Origin of the sequence: Enterobacter ludwigii (assembly GCF_001750725.1) — a bacterium.
GTDB lineage: Bacteria > Pseudomonadota > Gammaproteobacteria > Enterobacterales > Enterobacteriaceae > Enterobacter > Enterobacter ludwigii.
The window spans coordinates 4,385,556-4,410,937 of sequence record NZ_CP017279.1 but is presented as its reverse complement, the minus strand read 5'-3'; the positions used below and the strand labels follow the sequence as shown (position 1 = coordinate 4,410,937).

Here is a 25,382-nt window from a genome sequence, read left to right as displayed (position 1 = left end):
TCTGGCGTGTTGAGTCACAAAGAAAAAGGGCCGCATCCGCGGCCCTTTCGGGGTTATTTGTTCAGTTTGATAACCTGCTTCACGTCGATTTCAAAATCGTTCCACTCTTTATCGACTTTACCCTGAATTTCCACCTTATCCTGCGGGGTTACGGTCACGCCGTTCCAGCGCTTGTGGTCAATCTCCACGTTAACCGTACCGGTCTCATCGCGGAAGGTGTAGCGGTCATCAGACAGGCGCTGAGTGATGTTCCCGCGCAGCTTCACCCAGCTGTCGTCCTTCATGTCCTTCACTTTCACCGCGGTGGTGAGGTTCGCGTCATTATCGACAAAACCGCCCGCCTGCGTCTGGGCCTGGGTTTGTGCGGCAGAGGGGCCGTTAAATCCGCCCTGTGCAGCAAAAACAGGGGCAGTGGTCATCATCATGATGGCGGCAATCGCAGCGAATTTTTTCATATTAACTCTCCCTTTAATGTGGTTTCGCAGTCCATTTAACAGGGTAAACCTTAACAACTTCTTAAGGGAAAAATTTATTTATTATTACTGTACAGCAGGCTGATGCAGAGGGTTTACTGACGTTATCAAGGAGGGAACATGCGCATTTTACTGGTTGAAGACGACAAGTTGATCGGCGATGGCATCAAGGCGGGTTTAAGCAAAATGGGCTTTAGCGTGGACTGGTTCACCGACGGAAAAACCGGCCAGACCGCGCTTCATTCTGCACCGTATGATGCCGTAGTGCTGGATCTGACGCTGCCGGAAATCGACGGACTGGAGATTCTGCGCGCCTGGCGCGAAAGCGGACGCCGCGAGCCGGTATTGATTCTGACGGCGCGGGATGCGTTGAACCAGCGTGTCGAAGGGCTGCGTCTGGGGGCGGATGATTACCTGTGCAAGCCCTTTGCACTGATCGAAGTGGCTGCCCGCCTTGAGGCGCTGGTGCGCCGAAGCCACGGCCAGACCCGCAGCGAGTTGCACCATGGAAAGGTCACGCTCGATCCCACCAGTCTCGTGGCCACGCTGGACGGCGAAACGCTGACGCTCAAGCCGAAAGAGTTCGCCCTGCTGGAGCTGCTGATGCGTAACGCGGGCCGCGTGCTGCCGCGCAAGCTGATCGAGGAAAAGCTCTACACCTGGGACGACGACGTCTCCAGCAACGCCGTTGAAGTCCACGTCCACCATCTTCGTCGTAAACTGGGCAGCGAATTTATCCGCACCGTGCACGGTATCGGCTATACCCTGGGTGACGCATGAAACTGACTCAACGCCTGAGCCTGAAGCTGCGCCTGACGCTCCTCTTTTTAGTGCTATCGCTGACGGCGTGGTTTGCCGCAAGCCTGGTCGCCTGGCAGCAGACCACCCACACGCTGGATAAGCTGTTCGATACGCAGCAGATGCTGTTTGCCAAACGGCTGTTGACCATGGATCTGGATGAGATCCGGGCCCCCGAACGGATGCGTGAGATCCCCAAAAAAGCGAAACATGGTCGTCTGGATGACGACGCGCTGGCCTTCGCCATCTACGCCACCGACGGCAAGATGATGTTAAATGACGGCGAAAACGGGCGGGACATTCCGTACCACTATCGCCGTGACGGGTTTGATAATGGACGGCTACAGGGCGACAACGACGAGTGGCGTTTTCTATGGCTCACCTCACCCGACGGGAAGTACCGCGTGGTGGTCGGCCAGGAGTGGGAGTATCGCCAGGAGATGGCGGTAGATGTGGTCAGCTCCCAGTTGACCCCGTGGCTGGTGGCGCTGCCCCTGATGCTGTTGTTGCTGATCGTTCTGCTGAGCCGGGAACTGAAACCGTTAAAAAAACTGGCGCAGACCCTGCGCTCCCGCTCACCGGATGCCACCGACGCGCTCCCGACTCAGGGGGTTCCCACTGAGGTGCGCCCGCTGCTCGACTCGCTGAACCATCTGTTCACGCGAACCCAGGAGATGATGACCCGCGAGCGTCGTTTTACCTCAGATGCCGCGCACGAGCTACGCAGCCCTCTCGCGGCCCTGAAGGTGCAAACCGACGTGGCGCAACTGTATCAGGACGATCCGCAGGCGCAGCAAAAAGCGCTGGCGCAGCTGCATGCGGGTATCGATCGCGCATCCCGGCTGGTGGATCAGCTCCTTACGCTGTCGCGTCTGGACTCGCTGGATAACCTCGACGATATCGAACCGATCGTGATGGCCGATCTCCTGCAGTCGGCGGTGCTGGATATCTGGCATCCGGCACAGCAGGCCGGGATTGATATTCGCCTGAACATTCATGCCCCGCAGGTCACACGTCAGGGCCAGCCGCTGCTGCTGAGCCTGCTGGTGCGTAACCTGCTGGACAACGCCGTGCGTTATAGCCCGCATGGCAGCGTGGTGGACGTCACGCTGGACACCCGGCGTTTTACCGTGCGTGACACCGGCCCCGGCGTTTCCACCGATGCGCTGGCGCGTATTGGCGAGCGTTTTTATCGCCCACCGGGACAGGATGCAACGGGTAGCGGCCTGGGGTTATCTATCGTCAGGCGCATTGCCGCCCTGCATGGTATGCGCGTCGCGCTGGGCAATGCGGCAGAAGGCGGCTTCGAAGTGAAGGTCAGCTGGTAAGGGATTATTGCGTTTAATGCAAAAGACTTTGCACATTTTGCTCATTTAACCGCATCGCTCGCGCGCGTAAAATCCTCGCCATACTTTCATCTTCGAGGACACCTCATGAGCAACATTCTGATTATCAACGGTGCAAAAGAATTTGCGCACTCTAAAGGCCAACTGAATGACACCCTGACCGAGGTCGCGGACGGTTTTCTGCGCGACGCCGGGCATGATGTTAAGGTCGTGCGCGCGGACAGCGATTACGATGTCAACGCGGAAGTGCAGAACTTCCTGTGGGCTGACGTGATTATCTGGCAGATGCCTGGCTGGTGGATGGGCGCCCCCTGGACCGTGAAAAAATACATGGATGATGTCTTCACCGAAGGCCATGGCGCACTGTACGCCAGCGACGGTCGCACCCGCTCCGACGCATCCAAAAAATACGGTTCTGGCGGCCTGATTCAGGGCAAAAAATATATGCTGTCCCTGACCTGGAACGCACCGCTGGAAGCGTTCACCGAGAAAGATCAGTTCTTTGAAGGGGTGGGCGTTGACGGCGCGTATCTGCCGTTCCACAAAGCTAACCAGTTCCTCGGAATGACGCCGCTGCCAACCTTTATCGTTAACGACGTCATCAAAATGCCTGACGTCCCGCGCTATATCGCAGAATATCGCAAGCATCTCGCGGAAATTTTTGCTTAACTGGTAACCTGGAATTAGAAGGAGTTAACCATGCTTACTGTTATTGCTGAAATCCGTACTCGTCCAGGCCAACATCACCGCCAGGCGGTGCTGGATGAGTTCGTGAAAATTATCCCCACTGTACTGAAGGAAGAAGGCTGCCACGGCTACGCGCCGATGGTCGACGCCACCACCACCGCCAGCTTCCAGGCTACTGCCCCAGACTCGATCATTATGATTGAGCAGTGGGAAACCGTGGCCCATCTTGAAGCCCATCTGCAGACCGCGCACATGAAAGCGTGGAGCGACGCGGTGAAGGGCGATGTGCTGGAAACGCATATCCGCATTCTGGAGCAAGGGGTGTAAGTTTACCCTGTTCCTGATTCCTGCCCTCCCCCTTTCGGGAGAGGGTCAGGGAGGCATATTACCAGTACAACTTCCAGCTTTGGGTAAACCTGACCAGCGCCTCCACGTAGAAGTAGTCCCCCCAGCTCGCGCACTCGTCCACGCCTTTATTGCTTGCCAGATGATAAACGGAGTGCTTCAGCAGCCCTGTGCCCTTCTCGTCTTTGCCCATCAGGTAGTGTTTCGTCAGTGACGACATCATTCCTTTTGCCCATTCAGAATACCGCTCGCGATCCGGGTCGGTCACCGGCAGATGCTTCACCAGCTCCAGCAGGCCACATACCGCAATCGCCGCCGAGGACGCGTCGCGTAGCGCATCCGTGCCGACCAGCGCCAGATCCCAGTGGCAGACGTAATCTTCCGGCAGACGGTTGAGGAAGTAGTTCGCCAGCCGTTTCGACAGGGCAATCATCGTCGCATCACCGGTATAGATGTAGCTCAACAGGAAGCCGTAAATTCCCCACGCCTGCCCGCGTGACCAGCAGGAGTCATCGGCATAGCCTTGCTGAGTATTGCCGTAGCGCGGCGCGCCGGTGTGCACATCCATATAGTAGGTGTGGAACGTTGAGGCATCTTCACGGATAAGGTACCTCGCTGCCTGCATCACGTGTGCTTTAGCAGCATCGGCAAAGCGCGGATCGCCCGTCTGTTCGCTCGCCCAGTAGAGCAGCGGCAGGTTCATATTGCAGTCGATAATCATCCGCCCGGCCTGTTCCGGGTCAGCCAGATCGCCCCACGCCTGAATAATTTTTGCCTTCTCGTGGAAGCGCTCCAGCAGCGCCTCTGCCGCCAGCAGCGAGAAGCCACGCGCCTCACGGTTACCGGTCAGTCGCCAGGCCGCCACGCAGGAGAGCGTATACAAAAAGCCCAGATCGTGGGTGTTAGTGTCGTGGCGCCCGGCGATACGCAGGCCAAACGAGCGCACATGTTTTTCCGCCATCGCGCGGAATTTCGCTTCGCCGCTCATCTCCCACGCCAGCCACAGCTGCCCGGTCCAGAAGCTGGTGGTCCACTCCACGTTGTCGGTCAGCGGATAAAAACCCTGCTGGCAGGTTTCCGCCGGGAACTGCTCACCAAACGCCGTTAAATGGCGGCTAATCAGCGCAAGGACATGGTCGCGTGCTGAACTCAGTTCATCGCGGAATACGCGCGAATCAACGGGCACGGGGATAGCGGGCAGGCGTTCCTCTGCGATACGACTTAACATATTTCGGTTCCTTCTTTGACGGCTTAATTATCGTGATGAGGGTTCTGCTACGTTCAGCGAGCGTGGGCCGCGCCATTTACTCTGGCAGGCCGATAACGTAAAGGCAGAAATAAACGTGAAGATCAGCGCCGTGGCGCCCATGATGATATAGGTGTTCTCGAAACCGATGCGGTCATACATATAGCCGGCAGGCGACGAGACCACGACATTGCCGACGTACAGCATCGCCTGATATCCCAGCAAATACATGGTGGCGTTAACGCGCTTATCGAAATGTTCGGCAATATATTTAAAGACGGAGACCAGCAGCAGACAAATTTCCAGACCGTACAGCGGCTTAAGAATGGAAATTAACAGATGTGAATCACACAGACCGGAAATAATCAGACGCGCACCGACCACCAGCCCGACAATTAACAGCCCACGTTTGGCGCCAATAGCGTTCACCAGCAGCGGGATCACCATATACATGACAAACTCCATTCCCGACTGCACGGTCCCCAGATAACCAAACACCGCATTGCCCTGGTGAATATCATCAAAGAAGGTCACGAAATAACGCGAAAACTGCTGCTCGGCGATAAACATCATCCACGCCACACCGGCTACGTACAGACAGAAGGCCCAGAATTTACGGTTACGCAGCAGCGCGTAAACGTCTGACGGGGCAATTTTCTCTTTCGTCAGCACTTCGCCGGCATGTGCGGAGTTAGTGTTCACTTTCAGGCTCAACAGGACAATCAGCATCACCACCGATGCCACGCTGCCCATAATAAAGTTATACGCTGGCGAGAGATTAAAGAGCAGGCCGGAGAAGGAGGACGCCACTGCCCAGCCAAGGGAGCCCCACATCCGGATCTGACCAAACTCCATGCCGTTTAAACGGCTAAAACGGTCAGAATAGGATTCGCACGCCGCCACGCCCGCATACCAGGCAAAGCTTAAATAGAGTGCGCCAATAATAATCCCCAACAGCGTGTTGGACATTAACAGCGGCTGATAGACATAAATAAAGAACGGCGCCATCAGGGCAGACATTGCCACTACAAAATAGAGCAGGTATTTGCTCATGCCGATCTTATCGAGAATATAGCCATAGATGGGCTTCAGAATGACGGAGAAAATCCCGTTCACCGCAAATACGGTACCAATCACCGAACCACTGAGGTTCGCTTTCTGGCCTAACCAGATAGCCAGCAGGCCAATACTGGCAGACCAGGTAAAGAAATAGAGAAATATAAAACTGCTGATTTTGTAATATTCAGTTCTGTTTGTTGTAGCGGTCTTTTTCATATCATCCTCGCCGACGTGTAGGGTCAGAGTTTTTATAATGAGAACGACAGCTGTCGCTCACTGCCGGGCTCGCGGATAACAACCCGGTTCTCGCTGATATTCAGTTGTGGGACTGCCATAACCGGCTGGCTTTCGCCGGCGACGGCGGCACAACAGAGCCAGCTCTCCCCCTGCGCAAGCGTGGTTTTCAACAGCGGAATGGCAGCGCATTCCGGGAACATAATGCTGCTGTTCGGCGGTGTGACGATGCTGTCCGGTTCACGGTTAACCACCGGAGAGAGATCGACCAGCACGCTGGTGCCGTTACCGGCGACAAGCCAGCATCCGTTCTCACGGATCTGCGGTTCAGTGTTCATCACCGCAAAACCGCCCTCCGCCGTATTCAGTCGACGGGCGCTGTTGATACGGTGCAGTCGCAGGTGCCACTCACCAAACGGCACTTGCCAGGTCTCGATATGGACGTCATGCCACGGAGACCAGCGTGAGTAGAGATAATCTTCAGTGACCCGCACCGCTTCACATTCGCGGCGACCGCGGAAATAGTTATCCCCGTCTGCCAGCAGCAGCATGGAGTCGCAGGCGGCATGTTTCAGGCCAAACCGTCCGCGCTCAATCGTGAAACCAAAGCGGCTGGAGTAGGCAAATTTGGTGTATTTGGCTTCCGTATTCACGTAGTTATTCAGCTCAAGCTGCCCGGCGGTAAGCAGGGTGATGTGCTGCGACTGACCGGCATGCATCAGGATCTGCTGCGCGTGCGGGATGACGCGTTTTTCCGCAAGCGCGGGCAGCGGCTGCTCTTCAGCCTGCCAGAACGGATGGTCCTCCGGCATCGCCAGAATCAGGTAAGTTTTCAGCGCCCAGTATGGCGAGCCGGGGGCGTTATAGTCCTCACACATCGCCAGGTTCGGGTAAGCAAAACCGAGGGTCAGAATGCCGTCCCGATCGGTGATGGGCTGTTGCTGCCACCAGCGAAGATGGCGCAGCACGACGCCCTTCACAATCCCCGGCGTGAACACCTCCAGACCGGAAAAGGCGACGGCACTCCAGAAGGCGACCATTGCAAAGCGATAGGTCAGACTGCGACCAAACGGTACCGAGGCACCGTCGGCGGCTGACCAGTAGATAAAGTCTTCGGCGAACAGGCGCGAACGTGCTCGCAGCACCTGCGCCCTCTCCTCGTCACCGCTCAGGGTGGCGTAAATCAGGCCGTAGAAATGGAATGCCATCGAGATGTAATAATCTTTCGGCCGCCCCGGCCCGTCGGAATACCAGCCATCGCCCAGATAATAGGCCTCCATCATCGCAAACCGTCGGTCAATCGCCGTCTGGTCATACGGCAGCCCGGCGCGCTTAAAACCGAGCTGCACCATAATGGCAAAGTAGTTCCAGTTGCTGTCCGGCATTTGCGCATGGGCGCTCTGGTTGAGCCATGCGTGCAGGTTCATGACCTCGCGCCCGGTGAAGTGCGCGGTGAGTTTATCCCCCAGCAGGGCAAGCCCCAGACCGTAGGCCGCCATTTCGACCAGACGCTGATCGTAGGGGCCGGTTTCGCCCCAGTAACCGTCACTGTGCGGATCGGTGCCGAGTTTGATCGCGGTAAGGTATTTTTCGCAAAAGGGGCTGGCATCGCCGGATGCCAGCAGCGGAAACAGCCCCCATAGCGCACGTGAGAGTCCCTCCATCTGCGCGATATCCGTGCTGTAATGCGCACAGGTTTCGCCCAGCGAAAATCGTGAACTGTCCGGCGCAAACGCCTTATCCAGCGCACTCAACAGAGTATTCAGTGACGCCACGATATCCTGGCGTGAAGACAACGGATTTGATTTTTCTTTGTTTGCCGCCCACATACGCTCACCCTCGTAATCAACTGCGGCAAAGCATAGTGAATCCGCACGGGGCAGAAATGTTAGCCATGTCACAGCTAAGAGCGATGAATAAACCCGCAGTTAAGAAAATTTAAAAAGGTGGTTTATAAAGAGATTCTGACGGGAAAAAGTTGAGTTTTATTGCACTATGCGCGACACGCCAACATCCGATCATCTGGAGCTGATTACCTTAAATGACACCGTGGTGTCGTTTAGCCGCCTGTTCGCCAATACGGTGCGCTATCACCACTGGCATCAGTGTCTGGAAATTCTCTATGTGGAAGAAGGCTTTGGCGTGGCGATTGTCGATAACCGTCATTACACCATGCGCCCCGGGCGGCTGTTTTTCTTCCCACCGTTTACCCTGCATAAGGTGATGGTGGACGAGAAGGCAGAAGCCCTTTACAGGCGCACCATTATTCATCTCGACCAGCATGCCGTACTGAAAACCCTGCGTGATTTTCCGCAGGCTCAGCAGCGTCTGCAGAAGCTGTCTCGTCGTGGCGGCGAGGCCTGGGTCGCTGACCTGGCGCATTGCCAGAAGCATATCGATTATCTTCTTGGCTGTTATCAGCCGCCGCTGAACAGCGAAAACATTGCCGGGCTGTTGATTAGCCTGTTTGCCATGCTGCCGGATGATAACGACGGTGCCCCGGGGAGCAGTCAGGGAGTAGCAAGTCAGGTGATGTTCTGGCTGGATGAGCACTATCGGGAGAAATTTCGCCTGGATGCGCTGGCGGCTGAGCTGGGAAAATCACGCAGCTATGTATCGCGAAAATTCCATGCGGAAACAGGCGAGAAGATCCACGACTATCTGAATACACTACGGCTGCGAAAAGCCTGCGAGTACTTGCTGCACAGTGATGCCAGCGTGCGTGAGATTGCCGCGCAGGTGGGATTTTCCGACGTGACGTGGTTTATCAGCGCCTTTAAAAAAGGAATTGGTGAGACGCCGCTGCAGTACCGGAAAAATCATGGCGCGGCGTGAACCCCTCACCCGCTCTTCTTGCCCGGTTTTAACCCGCGATGAAATTCGTTAATGCGCTTCATCGACCTGATGGTGCGCTGGGGCTCCATTGACGCTACAGACAAAATGATCATCTCCAGACACAGCAGCACCGTGCCGTGGAGCGGAATTTTGCCCTTTTCACCGCCGCGCGGAACGTGGATCACCACGCTGGCCTCTTTGCTGAAGCGCGAGTCCGTAGCATTGGTCAGCAGTATCGTGGGAATACTCAGCCGTTTCGCTTCACGCAGCGTGGTTTGTCCTTCCCGGTGGGCCGATTTTTGCGCCATCATCACCAGCACGTCGCCGCGCTGTAAGGCTATCAGTTGCTCTGCCAGACCAATGCCGGTGCGGTTGAGCGCAATAGCGGGCAGGCCGATACGGCTGAACAGCCGGGAAGTGTACTCGGCCAGAATGCCGGAAGCCCCAATCCCAAAGATCGCGACCTGACGTGCCTGCGCCAGCAACGACACCGCCTGCGCCATTGCGTAGCGGTTGTGCGGCTCGGATAGCACGTCACAGGTATGCTGATGCCCTTCCAGCACAAAATCGATGCTCGCGTTCACGTCGCTGGTGAGCGTATTCACCGTGGTGGACATTTTTTCGCTGGAGGAGACCACCGGCCCAAACCACTGCTCCAGAGTCTGCTTCAGGTCACGCAGCCCGGCAAAGCCAAGAGCCTGAATGGCGCGTACCACCGTAGCGTCCGAGGTTTTCAGCAACGCGGCAATCTCCATCGCCGTCTGCTCCATCACCGCTTCGCGGTTTTCATTGATGTAACGCGCAACCTGCAGCAGGCGCGGCGTGAGCTGGTGCCCCCGCGAGCGAAAGCGGTCGCCATAGACATCAACCCGGGCTTTGTCTTTTCTGATCACTGTGACGCCTCCGGCAGCGGTCGACCGGCAATCTGCGACTGCACCTGGGCGGCCATCAGGCCTAAGGAGGCAAAGGAGTTCGAGATGGCCTCTTCACGGGAGATCAGTATGTAGTGACCGGTGCGACAGGCATTGAGGAACTGACACCAGCCAGGCATCACGGCATCCATCGCTGCCAGCTCATCCTGCGGTTTGCCGCCGGTATCCCCGCGCCAGGTGGCAAAGACAAAATCTGCATCCAGCTCGGGCAGACGCTCGGCGCTGACGTCAATTCGACCGCCGTCAGGGATGGACTCAATCAGCGGCGGGAATGTGAATCCTGCGTCACGCAGCACGCGCCCCAGCGAGTGGTAGCTGTGCATGGCGTTGATTTTGCCCTGGTTGGCCTGTATCACCGACACGGTGATGTTGCGGGTGTCGATGGTCGCTTTCAGGGCGTTAATCTGCTCCTGATAGCGACGTTCAAGGATCTTCAACCGGGCTTCGGTGCCCGTGAGCTGTGCCAGCTTGCGGTAGATCTCCGGCGCGCCGCCATCGAGATGATCGATACTCACCGTCGGGGCAATTTTCTCCAGCTGTTCAACCGGCGTGTTACGGGTTGGTTCGGTGATGATCAGATCCGGCTTTGCAGCGGCGATGGCCTCGATGTCGATATCCGCGGAGCCGATAAATTTGATGTCGGCGTTATCAAAATCAACGCCCGTCAGCATGCCGCTGGCGCGCAGAAAATGGCTACCGTCCGGCCGCGTGCGCCCGTGGCTTGCCACTGGCGGCACGCCGAGCTCAATCAGCGGAATGGTGATATCCAGATCGTGCAGCGAGACAATCCGCTTCGGGTGAAGGGGCACAGTCACCTTGCGGTTCAGATCGTCGGTAAACGTCTGCGTCGGCTCCGCCGCACTCACGGTAAACCCCACCAGCAACAACATCGAAAAAAGTATACGCATCACCATCCCCTAAAATCTGTCCCGTCGCTGCCAGAGCAGCAGCAGGAAAAACGGTCCGCCAATCAATGAAATGACTACGCCTGCCGGCAACTGCAGCGGCAGGAAAGCCAGACGTCCGACGTTATCTGCCAGCAGAACCAGCAGCGCACCCAGGACGGCACTTCCCGCCAGCAGCGCGGTTTGTCCGCCGCGCAGCAGCAGGCGTGCCATATGTGGCGCAATCAGTCCCACAAAACCGATACTGCCCACGCAGGAGACGCAGGCTGCGGTCAGCACCACCGGGGCAAGCACACGCAGCAGCGCCAGCCGTGAGGTGTGTACGCCAAGCCCCGTTGCGGTGGGGTTGCCCATCAGGGCCACGTCTGCGGCGCGCGCGGTCAACAGCAATAGCGCAAATGCCGGCAGCGTCCAGGCTGCCGCAATGCCCACCAGCGTCCAGTTTGCGGCATGCAGGCTTCCCGCCAGCCACAGCATCGCCGTCTGCACGTCACGCACGTCGGCGGTGGTCATGAAGACCCCCATTGCCGCGGCAAACGCCCAGGAAACGCCGATCCCCGTCAGGATAAATCGCGGCCGCGAAATATCGCGCGCCAGCGCCACCACCAGCAGCGCGGTGAGTATGCCCCCCGCCATTCCCGCCAGCGGTCGCCAGGCCAGGCTGAGCGCCGGGAACTGAAAAATCAGCACCAGCACCGCCGCGCTACATCCCTCTTTCACGCCGATAAGCCCCGGGTCGGCAAGGCCATTACGGGTGACAGACTGCATCGCTGCCCCCGCCATGCCGAGCATGGCACCGCATAACACCGCCATGAGCAGACGCGGCAGACGAATATCCATCACGATGTAGCGCGTATCCGCCTCCAGACTTTGCGGATACAGCAGCGCCCGTCCGATGGCCGACGTCGGGATCGGCAGCGAGCCGTGCGTCAGGCCAAACCCGAGCAGGATAAAGGCCGTGAGTGAAATCAGCGCAAGGCAGGCCAGCGCCCTCGGGCGTACCAGCGTAGAAAAGGTGCCTATACGCAACGCGCGCAGTCCGGCCCGGCTCATTTGAACACCCTCGAGGCCATAAAGATAAAGACGGGAGCACCGACCAGCGCGGTCATAATGCCGGTCGACAGTTCATAAGGGGTAAACAGCGTGCGGGCGGCGAGATCCGCCAGCAGCAAAACCAACCCTCCACACAGGGCTGAAAGCGGCACCATCACGCACAGATCCACCGTCACCAGACGCCGTATCAGCTGCGGCACCACGAGGCCAATAAAACCAATCGGCCCGGCAACGGAGACTGCCGCGCCGCACAGCAGCGCGATTGCCAGCAGCGCGAACAGGCGCGTCCTGAGAAGCGATACGCCAAGCCCCTGGGCCATCCGGTCTCCCAGTGCCAGCATATTGAGTGATGGCGACAGCCAGAGCGCAAGGGCGAAACCCGCGCCAGCGGCCCACGAAGCGCTGCGAAGCGTTCCTTCTGTTATCCCGGCCAAATCCCCCGCCAGCCAGGTGCGTAAGGCGAGAAGCGTCTGCTCATCGAGGATCAGGACCGTGGCGGTAATCGAGGAGGCGAACGCCGACATCGCCACCCCGCACAAGGTGACTTTCATCGGCGTCAACCCGGTGCGTCCCGAAGAGGAGAGCATCAGTACCAGCAGAAACAGCCCGGCGGCGCCGGTGGCGGCAATCAACGGGCGACCAAACGGCAGGGTGAACCCGAGTGCACTTGTCAGCACGACGGCCAGCGCGGCGCCAGCATTCAGCCCCAGAATATGTGGCTCACCCAGCGGGTTACGGATAACGGACTGCAGCAAGACGCCTGCCACGCCAAGTGCAGCGCCGGTCAGCATGGCCGCAAGGAGGCGTAACAGGCGCAGCCTGATAATGATGTTATGGTCGAAATTGCGCGGGTCGAAATCGACAAAAGCCTGCACGACCGTCAGGGGGGAAATAACGCGCGCGCCCGTGCCCAGGTGCGCAATTGCGCCCATCACCAGCAGCAGCGCAAAGAGCAGAAAAGCCAGTGACGTTCGCATCATGATTTTTCTGCGACCTGGCGAAACGGCATGAAGAACGGTTTGCCGGTGAGCGGATTAACTGACATATGTACGTCAACCTCAAACACCGCTTTGATCAGTTCCGGCGTACAGGTATCGCCCTCGTGAAGCACGCCCTCGACTTTCCCCTGGCGTAAAAAGACCAGGGAATCACCGTAGTTCACCGCGAAGTTAAGATCGTGCAGCACCACCACGACGGTGCGCCCGTGCTGACGGGTCAGCGTATGCAGCAGTTCAAGGATTTCCACCTGATAGCGGAGGTCAAGAAACGTTGTCGGCTCGTCGAGCAGGATATAGGGCGTTTGCTGCGCCAGCGCCATCGCAATCCAGCAGCGCTGACGCTGGCCGCCGGAAAGGCTTTCCACCGGCAAATGGGCAAACTCCGCCGTACCGGTCAGGCGCAGTGCCTCTTCCACGGCCTGCTCGTCTTCGTCACTCCACTGGCGCATAAAATTTTGCCAGGGGAAACGCCCGCGTGAAACCAGCTCAAACACGGTTAACCCTTCCGGCAACAGCGGTGACTGCGGCAGAATGCCCAGCTGACGGGCGACCGCTTTGGTTGGCTGTTGATGAATGGCTTTGCCATCCAGCAGCGCAGCTCCCCCGAGCGGTTGCAGCAGACGTGCGATCGTGCTCAGTAGCGTGGATTTTCCACAGCCGTTCGCGCCCACCAGAACGGTTATTTTCTGTGGGGGGATCGCAAGCGAGATCTCATCGACGATGATTTTTTTCTGATAGCCAGCAGAGAGGTTCTCAAGAACCAGCCCTGACTTATTCGTGTTGTGAGCCACGTGAACGCCAACTTAATAAAAAACTAACAAATAAAAATAAAACTCATTCTCTTTTGAGAGTTTGCCGCTGCGCCATGTAGTAGTCAAGAGAAGAAACACCCTTAAAACCCCAGGGCTATCGTGCAGAAACGGGAAAACCGCTAAACGCATTAATTAATTATTTTCAACAGGTTAATTACTTACCTCGCTAAGCATTAGAGGGAAAGTACCGCTGTAGTCGATTTTTGCTTTTTTCCATTTACTACTACATCAGCGCATGATTGAATGATTCTCAATTACATGTTCGATGCCAGCGATGGCTAACGAGCAGACCGTAAAGGGCAATGACTCACACATTCTTCCGTGACGCTTCATTCGCGGGATATTTCGGGAAAACAGATGTAATGGCTACGTTCACTCCTTCACTCTCTGGGGTAAAAGGGCGCGCGCTCTTTTCACTGCTGTTTATGGCGCCGCTGGTGCAGGCAGCAGACAACACCGCGGCTCAGGACGGCGAAACGCTTACCGTCACCGCCGATCCTAATGCCGTGGCCGATGCCACCAACGGCTATCAGCCGCTGAACACCTCCACCGCCACGCTGACCAACATGCCGATGCTGGATATCCCGCAGGTGGTAAATACTGTCAGCGATAAAGTGCTGGAAGATCAGCATGCTACCACGCTGGATGAAGCCCTCTATAACGTCAGTAACGTGGTGCAGACCAACACGCTGGGCGGCACGCAGGATGCGTTTGTACGCCGTGGATTTGGCGCGAACCGCGACGGTTCAATCATGACCAACGGCCTGCGCACCGTGCTGCCGCGCAGCTTTAACGCGGCCACCGAGCGTGTGGAAGTCCTCAAGGGACCGGCCTCAACGCTGTACGGCATCCTCGATCCGGGAGGGCTTATCAATGTGGTCACCCGACGCCCGGAAAAACAGTTTGGCGGTTCGATCTCGGGCACCTCCTCAAGTTTTGGCGGCGGTACCGGCCAGCTCGATGTCACAGGTCCCATTGAAGGAACGCGTCTGGCTTACCGCCTGACGGGCGAGTACCAGGACGAAGATTACTGGCGAAGTTTCGGCAAGGCGCGCAGCACCTTTATCGCGCCCTCGCTGACCTGGTTTGGCGATGACGCCACCGTGACCGCGCTCTATTCACATCGTGATTATAAGACGCCGTTCGATCGCGGTACGATCTTCGATCTCACGACCAAACAGCCGGTGAATGTTGACCGTAAAACCCGCTTTGACGAGCCGTTCAACATTACCGATGGCCAGTCCGATCTGGCGCAGCTCAACGCGGAATACCGCCTTAACAGCCAGTGGACGGCGAAGTTCGATTACAGCTACAGCCAGGATAAATACAGCGATAACCAGGCGCGGGTGATGGCCTATGACGCGAAAACCGGCAACCTGACCCGTCGTGTCGATGCGACGCAAGGATCAACGCAGCGCATGCATTCCACCCGTGCAGACCTGCAGGGGAACGTGGATATAGCGGGCTTTTACAATGAGATCCTGACCGGCGTGTCGTATGAGAATTACGACCTGCTGCGCACGGATATGATTCGCTGTAAGAATGTAAAAGATTTCAATATTTACCATCCGTCTTACGGCAATCTGAGCAAGTGTACGACCGTTTCCGCCGCGGACAGCGATCAGACGCTCAAGCAGGAGAGTTACTCCGCTTATGCTCAGGACGCCCTGTACCTGACGGATAAATGGATTGCCGTCGCGGGGCTGCGTTATCAGTATTACACCCAGTACGCGGGCAAGGGCCGGCCGTTCAACGTCAATACCGACAGCCGCGACGAGCAGTGGACGCCGAAGCTGGGGCTGGTCTACAAGCTCACGCCATCCGTCTCGCTGTTTGCGAACTACGCCCAGACGTTTATGCCGCAATCGTCCATCGCGAGCTACATTGGCGACCTGCCGCCAGAAACGTCCAATGCCTACGAAGTCGGCGCTAAATTTGACCTGTTCAACGGCATTACCGCCAACATCGCGCTGTTTGATATCCACAAGCGCAACGTGCTGTACACCGAAAGCGTGGCGGGTGAAAACATTGCTAAAACCGCTGGCCGCGTGCGCTCGCAGGGTGTGGAAGTGGATCTGGCTGGCTCTCTGACCGAGAACACCAATATTATTGCCAGCTATGGCTACACCGATGCGAAAGTGCTGGAAGACCCGGACTACGCCGGCAAACCGCTACCAAACGTGCCGCGCCATACCGGTTCGCTGTTCCTGACGTACGATATTCACAACGTCATCGGCGGGAATACCCTGACAATCGGCGGCGGTGGACACGGCGTGAGCCGTCGCTCCGCGACCAACGGTGCGGATTATTATTTGCCAGGGTACGTTGTTGCTGATGCCTTTGCGGCCTATAAAATGAAGCTACAGTATCCGGTGACGCTGCAGGTCAACGTGAAGAACCTGTTTGATAAGACCTACTACACCTCGTCGATTGCGACCAATAACCTCGGCAACCAGCCAGGCGATCCGCGTGAAGTGCAGTTTACGGTGAAGATGGAATTTTGATGTAAAAAAGCCCGGTGGCGCTAGCGCCTACCGGGCCTTCGTTCCATCCCCTCTCCCGGTGGGAGAGGAGTAAAGAGAGGGCATCAGGCCTCAATATCCGCCATATCGCCTTTTTCCTGCAGCCAGTTGCGTCGGTCTTCCGAACGCTTCTTGGCAAGCAGCATATCCATCATGGCGTTGGTTTGCTGTTCGTCTTCGTCGCTGATGGTCAATTGCACCAGGCGGCGGGTGTTTGGATCCAGCGTGGTTTCGCGCAACTGCATCGGGTTCATCTCGCCCAGCCCTTTAAAGCGCTGCACGTTCGGTTTGCCCTTTTTACGCTTGAGCTGTTCCAGTACGCCCGCTTTTTCCTCTTCCGTCAGCGCGTAGTAAACTTCTTTGCCGAGGTCGATACGGTAGAGCGGCGGCAGCGCCACATGGACGTGACCGTTTTTCACCAGCGTCCTGAAGTGCTTCACAAACAGCGCGCACAGCAGCGTAGCGATGTGCAGCCCATCGGAGTCCGCATCCGCGAGGATACAGATCTTACCGTAGCGCAGCTGGCTCAGATCGTCGCTGTCCGGATCGATACCGATCGCAACGGAGATATCATGCACTTCCTGCGAGGCCAGCACTTCATCCGACGACACTTCCCAGGTGTTCAGGATCTTACCCTTGAGCGGCATGATCGCCTGATACTCACGATCGCGCGCCTGCTTGGCAGAGCCTCCTGCCGAGTCCCCTTCCACGAGGAACAGCTCGGTGCGGTTCAGATCCTGCGCGGTACAGTCCGCCAGCTTGCCCGGAAGCGCCGGGCCACTGGTCAGTTTTTTACGCACCACCTTCTTGGCAGCACGCAGGCGTCGCTGGGCGCTGGAAATGGCCATTTCTGCCAGCATCTCGGCGGCCTGCACGTTCTGGTTCAGCCACAGGGTGAAAGCATCTTTGACCACGCCGGAGACGAACGCCGCACACTGACGTGAGGACAAACGTTCTTTGGTCTGACCGGCGAACTGCGGATCCTGCATCTTCACCGACAGGACGTAGGCGCAGCGATCCCAGATATCTTCCGCCGACAGCTTCACGCCCCGGGGCAGAATGTTGCGGTATTCGCAGAACTCGCGCATTGCATCCAGCAGCCCCTGACGCAGACCGTTGACGTGCGTACCGCCAAGCATGGTCGGGATCAGGTTGACGTAGCTTTCGGTCAGCAGCTCGCCGCCTTCCGGCAGCCACAACAGCGCCCAGTCCACCGCTTCCGTATCACCGGTGAAATTACCGACAAACGGTTTTTCCGGCAGGGTTGGCAGGCCGTTAACGGCTTCGCACAGATAGTCGTTTAGACCGTCTTCATAGCGCCAGGTCTGTTCGGTGTTGTTGACGTTATCTTTAAAGGTAATTTCCACGCCAGGGCACAGTACCGCTTTGGCTTTCAGCAGGTGCGTCAGGCGTGAAACAGAGAAACGAGGACTGTCAAAGAAGCTTTCGTCAGGCCAGAAGTGGACGCTGGTCCCGGTATTGCGCTTGCCGCACGTGCCGACGACCTGCAGATCCTGCACCTTCTCGCCGTTTTCAAAGGCGATGTTATACACCTGACCGTCGCGGCGGACATTGACTTCCACGCGTCTGGACAGGGCGTTAACCACGGAGATCCCCACGCCGTGCAAACCACCCGAGAACTGGTAGTTTTTGTTGGAGAACTTACCGCCCGCATGAAGACGACAGAGGATCAGCTCAACGGCTGGCACCCCCTCTTCCGGGTGGATATCCACCGGCATGCCGCGTCCGTCGTCGATGACTTCCAGCGACTGATCGGCATGGAGGATGACGTCAACGCGTTTGGCATGGCCAGCCAACGCTTCATCCACACTGTTATCAATAACTTCCTGGCCCAGATGGTTTGGGCGTGTCGTATCGGTGTACATCCCAGGGCGGCGGCGAACCGGCTCAAGCCCGGTGAGTACCTCAATGGCATCAGCGTTATAGGTTTGCGTCATGATTTAAACTAGCAGTTCGCATTGATTGTCAGTGGCTGTGCAGTCCAAGAAAATCGACAATCTGGGTGAAATGATTCTCAAAGCCCGTGAAAGCATGGTTTCCGCCTTCTTCTATAGTCTGGCGGCAGGATGCGTAATACGCCACTGCCTGGCGGTAATCCAGCACTTCATCACCCGTCTGTTGCAGCAACCAGATAAGATCGGGCGCTTCAAGCGGGTCTACCTGCATAACTTTGAGATCGTAAATATGGCGTGACTCTAGCACATATTGTTGGCCGGTGTAGGGGTTCTCGTTTTGCCCGAGAAAGTCCCGCAGCAGCTCAAATGGCCGAACCGCCGGGTTAACCACCACCGCAGGCAGCATAAAACATTGCGAGAGCCAGGTGGCGTAATATCCGCCCAGCGAAGAACCGACCACGCCGAACGATTCGCCGCCGTGTTCCATCACAACCGATTCCAGCATTTCTGCGGCTTCCGCCGGGTAAGGCGGCAGTTGTGGGACGATCATCTCAACGTGCGGGTGATGTTCGCTCAGCCACTGGCGAAACTGCGTCGCTTTCGCGGAGCGCGGCGAACTGTTGAATCCGTGCAGATAGAGGAGCGTAGACATCAATAGCCTTCTGAAGCGGTGTCCGGGCGGAATTTTGCGCCGGTTAAACGGCAGACTTCCGTGGTGAGCAGGCCATCGGGATGCAGTTCGAGCCAGCGCCAGCCCGGTGCGATGGTGTCCAGGGTAAAGTTTGCGCAATGCGGCTTGAACTGAACGCAGGTCGAGGGCGTGGCCAGCAGTCGGCGGCCATTCCAGTCGAGATCCTGTTCCTGATGAATATGTCCGCACAGGAGATTCTGCACCCGCGGGAATTTCGCCAACACTCTGTCCAGCGCGGCAGAGTTGCGCAGGCTGTGTTGATCAAGCCAGCTACAGCCTGCCGGCAAAGGATGATGATGCAGCAACAGCAGCGTATGACGTTCAGGTTCGGCAGACAGTTTGGTCTCAAGCCAGTCGAGTTGAAAGTCGCTTAACTCACCGTGTGGGACGCCAAAGACCTGGCTGTCCAGCAGCAGGATCTGCCAGTGGTCACCCACAAAAACACATTTTGCCGGAGAGATCCCCGCATCCTGCAGCGAGCTGTACATGGCAGGCTGGAAATCGTGGTTTCCCGGTAGCCAGACGCAAGGCACGCTAAAACTCGCGATGCCTTCAGCGAAATGCTGGTAGGCCGCGGAGGATTGGTCCTGCGCCAGATCGCCCGTCGCGACAATCAGATCGCATGGGCGATTTTCAGCGTGAATGGCGCTAAGTACCGCCTGATAGCTCTCCCAGGTATTCACCCCAAGCAGAGTTTCATGCTTTTCGGCAAAAAGGTGGGTATCGGTGATTTGTAATATCCTGACTGGTGCCCCACCAGCAACAGTCAGGTTCAACAGGCTTTCCAAATGGTGTCCTTAGGTAGGTTTATGACGCTAACAAACCGGAATCGCCATTGCTCCATGTGCTAAACAATATCTTAGCCAGTCGGCTAAAAACTGGTTAATTTGATGCTTTTCGTCGCGTTGATGCAACTTTTTATTCGGATAATCATACCGCGCTTTGAAGCGAAAGATCTGCTGGCTTGAACACACTTCAGCGACCATCGCGTCATGGTAAAGGCGCACCGTCATCGACGGCAGGCTCCAGTAGCTAATGCTGGGCGCCGTTTGTTCAATTTCGACAAGCGTAGTGTAGCGCGTTGATTCTGTTATCGTTAATCGATACTGCGCGTTGCTCACCTGATAGCTCACCGTTTCGCCGGGTGCGTCGTTTTTCGGCAGCAGGCGGCGCAATTGTGCGAAATTGGTTTCGCACAGGCGCATCATTTCTGGGAAGTCAGGTGTATAACGCTTCATTTTTTCCACTCGTTTCGTAAAGTCTGATAATGCAGTTGCAGCCATTGCAGAGCGATGACAGACGCTGCGTTGTCGATTTTCCCCTCTTCTACCCACTGATAAGCCTGCTCCCGACTCACCACATGAACCCGAATATCTTCGTTTTCATCTGCCAGACCGTGGATCCCTTCCGCCGTCGTGGCGTCCACTTCGCCCACCATAATGGACAAGCGCTCGCTGGTGCCGCCTGGGCTTGCCAGATAACTCAGCACCGGTTTTGTCCGGCCAACCACCAGCCCCGCCTCTTCCAGCGCCTCGCGGCGGGCAACATCTTCGACCGATTCGCCCTCTTCAATCATGCCGGCCACCATCTCCAGCAGCCAGGGGCTGGCGCTGACGTCATACGCGGCAATACGGATCTGCTCCACCAGCACGACTTCATCACGCACTGGGTCAAAGGGTAGCAAGACTGCCGCATGCCCGCGCTCAAAAATTTCGCGTCTGATTTCACCGCTCATTTCGCCGTTAAACAGGCGATGCCTGAAACGGTAAAGTTCCATTGAAAAAAAACCGCTATAAAGCGTTTCTCGTGCAATAATTTCTACATCGTTTTTCGCGAATGTCACGGGCAAGTTTTCTGGTTTTTGCATGAGTCGAGTCCTGGTAGCAATGGTGATGAAATTATGAATTTCAAGGCTGTTTGGCTGCCGTTTGTAAGGCTATATGGTAGATTGGTGCAAATTACCGCCAGATGGCACGTAACGCCAACCTTTTGGTATGGAAGATTCTGTTAGAATCGGCAATTATTTTTTAATTAGATCAGCGCTAATACTGCTTCACAACAAGGAATGCAAATGAAGAAATTGCTCCCCATCCTTATCGGCCTGAGCCTGACGGGCTTCAGTGCAATGAGCCAGGCGGAAAACCTGTTACAGGTCTACCAGCAGGCACGTCTGGGCAACCCTGATTTACGTAAATCAGCGGCCGATCGTGATGCTGCGTTTGAAAAGATTAACGAAGCGCGTAGCCCATTGCTGCCACAGTTAGGTTTAGGTGCAGATTATACCTACAGCAACGGCTTCCGCGACGCCAATGGCGTTAACTCCAATGCTACCAGCGCCTCACTGCAATTAACACAGACGCTGTTTGATATGTCCAAATGGCGCGCCCTGACCCTGCAGGAAAAGAGCGCGGGCATCCAGGATGTGACGTATCAGACCGATCAGCAGACGCTGATCCTGAACACCGCCACCGCATACTTCAACGTGCTGAGCGCAATTGACTCGCTCTCCTACACCGAAGCGCAGAAACAGGCGATTTACCGCCAGTTAGATCAAACCACCCAGCGTTTCAACGTGGGTCTGGTGGCAATCACTGACGTTCAGAACGCCCGTTCACAATACGATAGCGTCCTGGCCAACGAAGTGACCGCACGTAATAACCTCGATAACGCGCTGGAATCCCTGCGTCAGGTTACCGGGAATTACTACCCTGAGCTGGCGTCTCTGAACGTCGACAGCTTCAAAACGGATAAACCGCAGGCCGTTAACGCCCTGCTGAAAGAAGCGGAAAACCGCAACCTGACGTTACTGCAGGCGCGTCTGAGCCAGGATTTGGCCCGCGAGCAAATCCGTCAGGCACAGGACGGCCACCTGCCGACCCTGAGCCTGAGCGCGTCTACCGGCGTGTCTGATACCACTTACAGTGGTTCTAAAACGAACACGTCCCAGTACGACGACAGCAACATGGGTCAGAACAAAGTGGGTCTGAACTTCTCGCTGCCACTGTACCAGGGCGGCCAGGTGACCTCTCAGGTGAAACAGGCGCAGTACAACTTTGTTGGCGCGAGCGAACAGCTGGAAAGTGCCCACCGCAACGTGGTACAGACCGTTCGTTCGTCCTTCAACAACGTGAATGCCTCTATCAGCAGCATCAACGCCTACAAACAGGCCGTTGTGTCTGCGCAGAGCTCTCTTGATGCCATGGAAGCGGGTTACTCCGTGGGTACGCGTACCATCGTTGACGTCCTGGACGCGACCACCACGCTGTACAACGCGAAACAGCAGCTCTCCAGCGCACGTTACCAGTACCTGATTAACCAGCTGAACATCAAACAGGCGCTGGGTACGTTGAACGAGCAGGATCTGCAGATGCTGAACAGCACCCTGGGTAAACCTGTCTCTACTTCTCCGGAAAATGTCGCGCCAGAGAACCCTGAGCAGGTTGCCGCCGTTGATAACTTCAACGGTAACGGTGCTGCACCTGCCGCGCAGCCAGCTGCCGCACGTACGACTGCACCGGCCAGCAGCGGTAACAATCCGTTCCGCAATTAAGCATGTCATCGGGCCCACTGCGGCCTGATGCCTTCGCCATACCCCTCTCCTTTCGGGAGAGGGCGTACGTAAATCACACCTGAACGTAAGCCAACGTAAAGATCCCCCTCATTCCGGCCATCATCGCTTCATTTTCAACCACTCATCCTCTATCCTGAGCGTTATTACCACTGGGTCCAGGAAGACAACGATGAAACGGACAAAATCTATCAATCACGCTTCGTTCCGCAAAAGCTGGAACGCGCGTCATCTCACCCCTGTTGCGCTGGCCGTCACGGCTGTCTTTATGCTTGCAGGCTGTGAGAAAAGCGATGAAACAGTTTCGCTTTATCAAAACGCGGACGACTGCTCTGCTGCAACCGGCAACGCCGCAGAGTGTAAAACGGCGTATACCAACGCCCTGAAAGAGGCGGAACGTACGGCTCCGAAATATGCTTCACGTGAAGACTGCGTAGCAGAGTTCGGTGAAGGTCAGTGTCAGCAGGCACCGGCTCAGGCAGGCACGGCCCCTGAAAACCAGGCACAGGCCCAGTCCAGCGGCAGTTTCTGGATGCCGCTGATGGCAGGTTACATGATGGGCCGCCTGATGAGTGGCGGCGCGGGTTACCAGCAGCAGCCGCTGTTTAGCTCGAAAAACCCGGCCAGCCCGGCTTATGGGCAATATACCGATGCCAGCGGCAAAGGCTATGGCGCAGCCACCCCTGGCCGCTCCGTAACCGTACCGAAAACGGCGATGGCTCCGAAACCCGCGACCACCAGCACCATTACCCGTGGCGGGTTCGGTGAGTCTGTGGCGAAACAGACCAGCATGCAGCGTAGCGCGTCAGGCACGTCCACTCGCTCAATGGGCGGCTGATCATGGAACGAGTCAGTATCACCGAGCGCCCGGACTGGCGCGAAAAAGCGACCGAATACGGTTTTAACTTCCACACCATGTACGGCGAGCCATACTGGTGTGAAGACGCTTACTACAAGCTCACGCTTGCCCAGGTTGAGAAACTGGAAGAGGTGACCGCCGAGCTGCACCAGATGTGCCTGAAAGTGGTGGATAAAGTCATCGACAGCGACGCGCTGATGGCGAAGTTCCGCATTCCGAAGCACACCTGGAGTTTCGTCCGCCAGTCGTGGAAAACCCACCAGCCTTCGCTTTACTCACGTCTGGATCTGGCGTGGGACGGCGTGGGCGATCCTAAGCTTCTGGAAAACAATGCTGATACGCCAACCTCGCTGTACGAAGCGGCGTTCTTCCAGTGGATCTGGCTGGAAGACCAGGCCAATGCCGGCAACCTGCCGCAAGGCAGCGACCAGTTCAACAGTCTGCAGGAAAAGCTGATTGAGCGTTTCGCCGAACTGCGCGAACAGCATGGTTTTAATCTGCTGCACCTTGCCTGCTGCCGTGACACGGAAGAAGACCGTGGCACGGTGCAATATCTGCAGGACTGCGCGGCTGAAGCTGAAGTGGCGACCGAGTTTCTTTATATCGAAGATATCGGCCTGGGTGAGAAAGGTCAGTTTACTGACCTGCAGGATCAGGTGATAAGCAACCTGTTCAAGCTCTACCCGTGGGAATACATGCTGCGTGAAATGTTCTCCACCAAGCTGGAAGACGCCGGCGTGCGCTGGCTGGAGCCGGCATGGAAGAGCATTATCTCCAACAAAGCCCTGCTGCCGATGCTGTGGGAGATGTTCCCGAACCATCCGAACCTGCTGCCGGCTTACTTTGCGGAAGACGATCACCCGCCGATGGAGAAATACGTCGTTAAACCGATCTTCTCCCGTGAAGGGGCGAACGTGTCGATTATTGAAAATGGCAAAACGCTGGAAGCCGTTGAAGGGCCTTATGGCGAGGAAGGAATGATCGTCCAGGCGTTTTATCAACTGCCGAAGTTTGGTGACAGCTATACCCTGATTGGCAGCTGGCTCATCAACGATCAGCCAGCCGGGATTGGCATCCGCGAAGATCGCGCGCTGATCACGCAGGATCTGTCACGGTTCTATCCGCACATTTTCGTCGAGTGATCGGGTGTGCCGGGGTGCGAGCGGAAGCCCTCACCCCGGCCCTTTCTCTTTGGGAAAGGCACGCATACGTTATCCAATCTGCACCGACAACATACTTAAGCTTCCCATCTCAATGCCATCGACCGGTATGCTGATCGGCTCCTGACCATCCCACGCGCCCAGTACATACAGCAAAGGCAGGAAGTGTTCCGGCGTCGGGTTAGAGAGTGAACCGCCTTCGTGATCCAGATAGTTCACCAGCGGATGCTCCTCAACCGGCCCTTGCCAGGTCAGATTTGCTTTCACGTAATCGTTAAAAGATGTCGCCCACGGGTATGGCGTGTTCTCACCGTGCCAGCGCGCTGTACGCAGGTTGTGTACCACGTTGCCGCTTGCGATCAGCATGATACCCTCGTCGCGTAAGGTCGCCAGTTTTCGCCCCATCTCCAGGTGCCAGGCCGCCGGTTTAGTGCTGTCGATACTCAACTGCACCATTGGGATATCCGCCTCGGGATACATCTTTATCAGTACGCCCCACGAGCCATGGTCAAAGCCCCAGGCTTCGTTATCCAGCGCCACAGGCACAGGTGCGAGTAATTCCACCAGCTGTCGGGCCAGCGCTGGCGAGCCAGGTGCCGGATAGTGCGTGTCGTACAACGCCTGCGGGAAGCCGCCGAAATCATGAATGGTTTTTGGCGTTTCCATTGCGGTCACGCCCGTGCCCTGGGTAAACCAGTGCGCAGACACCACCACAATCGCTTTCGGACGCGGTAGCGTCTCGCCCAGATGACGCCATACTCGGGTATAGACGTTGTCTTCCAGAACGTTCATTGGGCTACCGTGGCCTAAAAACAGTGCTGGCATACGGGAAGAAGTCATGGTGATATCCTTACAGAAGGTGTCAATTTAATGGTTCTACATTACGCGCAATCTCGCCCGGATGAACGCTGATAAGCGTGAAGATCATCATCAGGAAATTTGA

24 protein-coding genes are annotated in these 25,382 nt (G+C 56.7%); 9 read left to right on the top strand and 15 right to left on the bottom strand.

Features of this window, described 5'->3' with window-relative positions; translation table 11 throughout:
- Window positions 1-53 precede the first annotated feature (53 nt).
- A complete protein-coding gene (locus BH714_RS20750) occupies window positions 54-455 on the bottom strand; it encodes a YgiW/YdeI family stress tolerance OB fold protein (RefSeq protein ID WP_020883653.1) in 402 nt (133 codons plus the stop codon).
- Window positions 456-593: 138 nt separating this feature from the next.
- Here BH714_RS20750 and qseB point away from each other — a divergent pair, with 138 nt between their 5' ends.
- From qseB to BH714_RS20730, 4 genes are all read left to right on the top strand, one after another.
- Window positions 594-1,253, top strand: a complete 660-nt coding sequence (gene qseB, locus BH714_RS20745) for a quorum sensing response regulator transcription factor QseB (protein ID WP_040018828.1) — start codon at window positions 594-596, stop codon at window positions 1,251-1,253.
- Window positions 1,250-2,599 carry a quorum sensing histidine kinase QseC gene (gene qseC, locus BH714_RS20740; RefSeq protein ID WP_014171625.1) on the top strand — a complete coding sequence of 450 codons (1,350 nt, stop codon included), beginning with the start codon at window positions 1,250-1,252 and terminating at the stop codon, window positions 2,597-2,599. Before qseB ends, qseC begins: the two co-directional genes overlap by 4 nt.
- A 105-nt stretch (window positions 2,600-2,704) precedes the next feature.
- On the top strand, window positions 2,705-3,286 hold the full coding sequence (locus BH714_RS20735; RefSeq protein WP_014171626.1) for an NAD(P)H-dependent oxidoreductase: 582 nt from the start codon (window positions 2,705-2,707) through the stop codon (window positions 3,284-3,286).
- A gap of 30 nt (window positions 3,287-3,316) precedes the next feature.
- Complete coding sequence (locus BH714_RS20730; protein WP_014171627.1) at window positions 3,317-3,631, top strand: putative quinol monooxygenase; 315 nt, start codon at window positions 3,317-3,319, stop codon at window positions 3,629-3,631.
- A 58-nt stretch (window positions 3,632-3,689) separates the two neighbouring features.
- Here the strand turns inward: BH714_RS20730 and BH714_RS20725 are convergent, their stop codons facing one another.
- The 3 genes from BH714_RS20725 to BH714_RS20715 are packed head-to-tail and all read right to left on the bottom strand — an operon-like array spanning window position 3,690 to window position 8,017.
- Entirely contained in the window at window positions 3,690-4,877 is a 1,188-nt protein-coding gene (locus BH714_RS20725) for a glycoside hydrolase family 88 protein (protein ID WP_020883650.1), read from the bottom strand.
- Window positions 4,878-4,904: 27 nt separating this feature from the next.
- Entirely contained in the window at window positions 4,905-6,170 is a 1,266-nt protein-coding gene (locus BH714_RS20720; RefSeq protein ID WP_040018827.1) for an oligosaccharide MFS transporter, read from the bottom strand.
- 32 nt (window positions 6,171-6,202) lie between these two features.
- Window positions 6,203-8,017 (bottom strand): DUF2264 domain-containing protein, encoded by a 1,815-nt coding sequence (locus BH714_RS20715; protein ID WP_040018826.1) that lies wholly within the window; start codon window positions 8,015-8,017, stop codon window positions 6,203-6,205.
- A 166-nt stretch (window positions 8,018-8,183) separates the two neighbouring features.
- Between BH714_RS20715 and BH714_RS20710 the strand changes: the two genes are divergently transcribed.
- On the top strand, window positions 8,184-9,023 hold the full coding sequence (locus BH714_RS20710) for an AraC family transcriptional regulator (RefSeq protein WP_032680286.1): 840 nt from the start codon (window positions 8,184-8,186) through the stop codon (window positions 9,021-9,023).
- 5 nt (window positions 9,024-9,028) lie between these two features.
- On the opposite strand, the gene BH714_RS20705 is transcribed toward BH714_RS20710, so the two are convergent.
- Genes BH714_RS20705 through BH714_RS20685 form a run of 5 tightly spaced genes read right to left on the bottom strand, consistent with a single transcriptional unit; the run spans window position 9,029 to window position 13,702 of the window.
- A complete protein-coding gene (locus BH714_RS20705; protein ID WP_040018824.1) occupies window positions 9,029-9,916 on the bottom strand; it encodes a MurR/RpiR family transcriptional regulator in 888 nt (295 codons plus the stop codon).
- Complete coding sequence (locus BH714_RS20700) at window positions 9,913-10,863, bottom strand: iron-siderophore ABC transporter substrate-binding protein (RefSeq protein ID WP_020883645.1); 951 nt, start codon at window positions 10,861-10,863, stop codon at window positions 9,913-9,915. Before BH714_RS20700 ends, BH714_RS20705 begins: the two co-directional genes overlap by 4 nt.
- 9 nt (window positions 10,864-10,872) lie before the next feature.
- Window positions 10,873-11,913 (bottom strand): FecCD family ABC transporter permease, encoded by a 1,041-nt coding sequence (locus BH714_RS20695; RefSeq protein WP_040018823.1) that lies wholly within the window; start codon window positions 11,911-11,913, stop codon window positions 10,873-10,875.
- Window positions 11,910-12,893: a FecCD family ABC transporter permease gene (locus BH714_RS20690; protein ID WP_040018822.1), complete on the bottom strand. Its 984-nt coding sequence runs from the start codon at window positions 12,891-12,893 to the stop codon at window positions 11,910-11,912. The genes BH714_RS20695 and BH714_RS20690 overlap by 4 nt, the downstream gene beginning before the upstream one ends.
- A complete protein-coding gene (locus tag BH714_RS20685; RefSeq protein ID WP_014171637.1) occupies window positions 12,890-13,702 on the bottom strand; it encodes an ABC transporter ATP-binding protein in 813 nt (270 codons plus the stop codon). Before BH714_RS20685 ends, BH714_RS20690 begins: the two co-directional genes overlap by 4 nt.
- 383 nt (window positions 13,703-14,085) lie before the next feature.
- Between BH714_RS20685 and BH714_RS20680 the strand changes: the two genes are divergently transcribed.
- The gene (locus tag BH714_RS20680; RefSeq protein WP_040018820.1) at window positions 14,086-16,227 is read left to right on the top strand and encodes a TonB-dependent siderophore receptor; all 2,142 of its coding nucleotides are present in this window, start codon (window positions 14,086-14,088) and stop codon (window positions 16,225-16,227) included.
- 83 nt (window positions 16,228-16,310) lie between these two features.
- On the opposite strand, the gene parE is transcribed toward BH714_RS20680, so the two are convergent.
- Genes parE through nudF form a run of 5 tightly spaced genes read right to left on the bottom strand, consistent with a single transcriptional unit; the run spans window position 16,311 to window position 20,719 of the window.
- Complete coding sequence (parE, locus tag BH714_RS20675; protein WP_020883640.1) at window positions 16,311-18,203, bottom strand: DNA topoisomerase IV subunit B; 1,893 nt, start codon at window positions 18,201-18,203, stop codon at window positions 16,311-16,313.
- Between the two features lie 28 nt (window positions 18,204-18,231).
- Entirely contained in the window at window positions 18,232-18,813 is a 582-nt protein-coding gene (gene yqiA, locus BH714_RS20670) for an esterase YqiA (protein ID WP_032680279.1), read from the bottom strand.
- Window positions 18,813-19,640 (bottom strand): 3',5'-cyclic-AMP phosphodiesterase, encoded by an 828-nt coding sequence (gene cpdA / locus BH714_RS20665; protein WP_014171641.1) that lies wholly within the window; start codon window positions 19,638-19,640, stop codon window positions 18,813-18,815. Before cpdA ends, yqiA begins: the two co-directional genes overlap by 1 nt.
- A 27-nt stretch (window positions 19,641-19,667) precedes the next feature.
- Window positions 19,668-20,090 carry a DUF1249 family protein gene (locus BH714_RS20660; protein ID WP_014833293.1) on the bottom strand — a complete coding sequence of 141 codons (423 nt, stop codon included), beginning with the start codon at window positions 20,088-20,090 and terminating at the stop codon, window positions 19,668-19,670.
- Window positions 20,087-20,719: an ADP-ribose diphosphatase gene (gene nudF, locus BH714_RS20655; protein WP_014171643.1), complete on the bottom strand. Its 633-nt coding sequence runs from the start codon at window positions 20,717-20,719 to the stop codon at window positions 20,087-20,089. The genes BH714_RS20660 and nudF overlap by 4 nt, the downstream gene beginning before the upstream one ends.
- 204 nt (window positions 20,720-20,923) lie before the next feature.
- On the opposite strand from nudF, the gene tolC reads away from it, so the two are divergent.
- The 3 genes from tolC to BH714_RS20640 all read left to right on the top strand — a co-directional run bounded on the left by tolC (window position 20,924) and on the right by BH714_RS20640 (window position 24,421).
- On the top strand, window positions 20,924-22,402 hold the full coding sequence (gene tolC, locus BH714_RS20650) for an outer membrane channel protein TolC (RefSeq protein WP_020883637.1): 1,479 nt from the start codon (window positions 20,924-20,926) through the stop codon (window positions 22,400-22,402).
- 190 nt (window positions 22,403-22,592) lie between these two features.
- Window positions 22,593-23,258: a DUF1190 family protein gene (locus BH714_RS20645; protein WP_014171645.1), complete on the top strand. Its 666-nt coding sequence runs from the start codon at window positions 22,593-22,595 to the stop codon at window positions 23,256-23,258.
- A gap of 2 nt (window positions 23,259-23,260) precedes the next feature.
- On the top strand, window positions 23,261-24,421 hold the full coding sequence (locus tag BH714_RS20640; protein WP_014171646.1) for a glutathionylspermidine synthase family protein: 1,161 nt from the start codon (window positions 23,261-23,263) through the stop codon (window positions 24,419-24,421).
- 69 nt (window positions 24,422-24,490) lie between these two features.
- Here the strand turns inward: BH714_RS20640 and ygiD are convergent, their stop codons facing one another.
- The gene (gene ygiD, locus BH714_RS20635; protein WP_040018818.1) at window positions 24,491-25,279 is read right to left on the bottom strand and encodes a 4,5-DOPA-extradiol-dioxygenase; all 789 of its coding nucleotides are present in this window, start codon (window positions 25,277-25,279) and stop codon (window positions 24,491-24,493) included.
- Between the last annotated feature and the right edge of the window lie 103 nt (window positions 25,280-25,382).

Bases quoted from the DNA above. Each gene is read 5' to 3' on its own strand.
- BH714_RS20710 (WP_032680286.1), top strand. From the start codon at position 8,184: ATGCGCGACACGCCAACATCCGATCATCTGGAGCTGATTACCTTAAAT.
- tolC (WP_020883637.1), top strand. From the start codon at position 20,924: ATGAAGAAATTGCTCCCCATCCTTATCGGCCTGAGCCTGACGGGCTTC.
- BH714_RS20680 (WP_040018820.1), top strand. From the start codon at position 14,086: ATGGCTACGTTCACTCCTTCACTCTCTGGGGTAAAAGGGCGCGCGCTC.
- BH714_RS20690 (WP_040018822.1), bottom strand. From the start codon at position 12,893: ATGATGCGAACGTCACTGGCTTTTCTGCTCTTTGCGCTGCTGCTGGTG.
- nudF (WP_014171643.1), bottom strand. From the start codon at position 20,719: ATGCAAAAACCAGAAAACTTGCCCGTGACATTCGCGAAAAACGATGTA.
- qseB (WP_040018828.1), top strand. From the start codon at position 594: ATGCGCATTTTACTGGTTGAAGACGACAAGTTGATCGGCGATGGCATC.
- BH714_RS20645 (WP_014171645.1), top strand. From the start codon at position 22,593: ATGAAACGGACAAAATCTATCAATCACGCTTCGTTCCGCAAAAGCTGG.
- BH714_RS20750 (WP_020883653.1), bottom strand. From the start codon at position 455: ATGAAAAAATTCGCTGCGATTGCCGCCATCATGATGATGACCACTGCC.
- BH714_RS20700 (WP_020883645.1), bottom strand. From the start codon at position 10,863: ATGCGTATACTTTTTTCGATGTTGTTGCTGGTGGGGTTTACCGTGAGT.
- parE (WP_020883640.1), bottom strand. From the start codon at position 18,203: ATGACGCAAACCTATAACGCTGATGCCATTGAGGTACTCACCGGGCTT.
- BH714_RS20720 (WP_040018827.1), bottom strand. From the start codon at position 6,170: ATGAAAAAGACCGCTACAACAAACAGAACTGAATATTACAAAATCAGC.
- BH714_RS20660 (WP_014833293.1), bottom strand. From the start codon at position 20,090: ATGAAGCGTTATACACCTGACTTCCCAGAAATGATGCGCCTGTGCGAA.
- BH714_RS20695 (WP_040018823.1), bottom strand. From the start codon at position 11,913: ATGAGCCGGGCCGGACTGCGCGCGTTGCGTATAGGCACCTTTTCTACG.
- yqiA (WP_032680279.1), bottom strand. From the start codon at position 18,813: ATGTCTACGCTCCTCTATCTGCACGGATTCAACAGTTCGCCGCGCTCC.
- BH714_RS20735 (WP_014171626.1), top strand. From the start codon at position 2,705: ATGAGCAACATTCTGATTATCAACGGTGCAAAAGAATTTGCGCACTCT.
- BH714_RS20730 (WP_014171627.1), top strand. From the start codon at position 3,317: ATGCTTACTGTTATTGCTGAAATCCGTACTCGTCCAGGCCAACATCAC.
- ygiD (WP_040018818.1), bottom strand. From the start codon at position 25,279: ATGACTTCTTCCCGTATGCCAGCACTGTTTTTAGGCCACGGTAGCCCA.
- BH714_RS20725 (WP_020883650.1), bottom strand. From the start codon at position 4,877: ATGTTAAGTCGTATCGCAGAGGAACGCCTGCCCGCTATCCCCGTGCCC.
- BH714_RS20715 (WP_040018826.1), bottom strand. From the start codon at position 8,017: ATGTGGGCGGCAAACAAAGAAAAATCAAATCCGTTGTCTTCACGCCAG.
- qseC (WP_014171625.1), top strand. From the start codon at position 1,250: ATGAAACTGACTCAACGCCTGAGCCTGAAGCTGCGCCTGACGCTCCTC.
- BH714_RS20640 (WP_014171646.1), top strand. From the start codon at position 23,261: ATGGAACGAGTCAGTATCACCGAGCGCCCGGACTGGCGCGAAAAAGCG.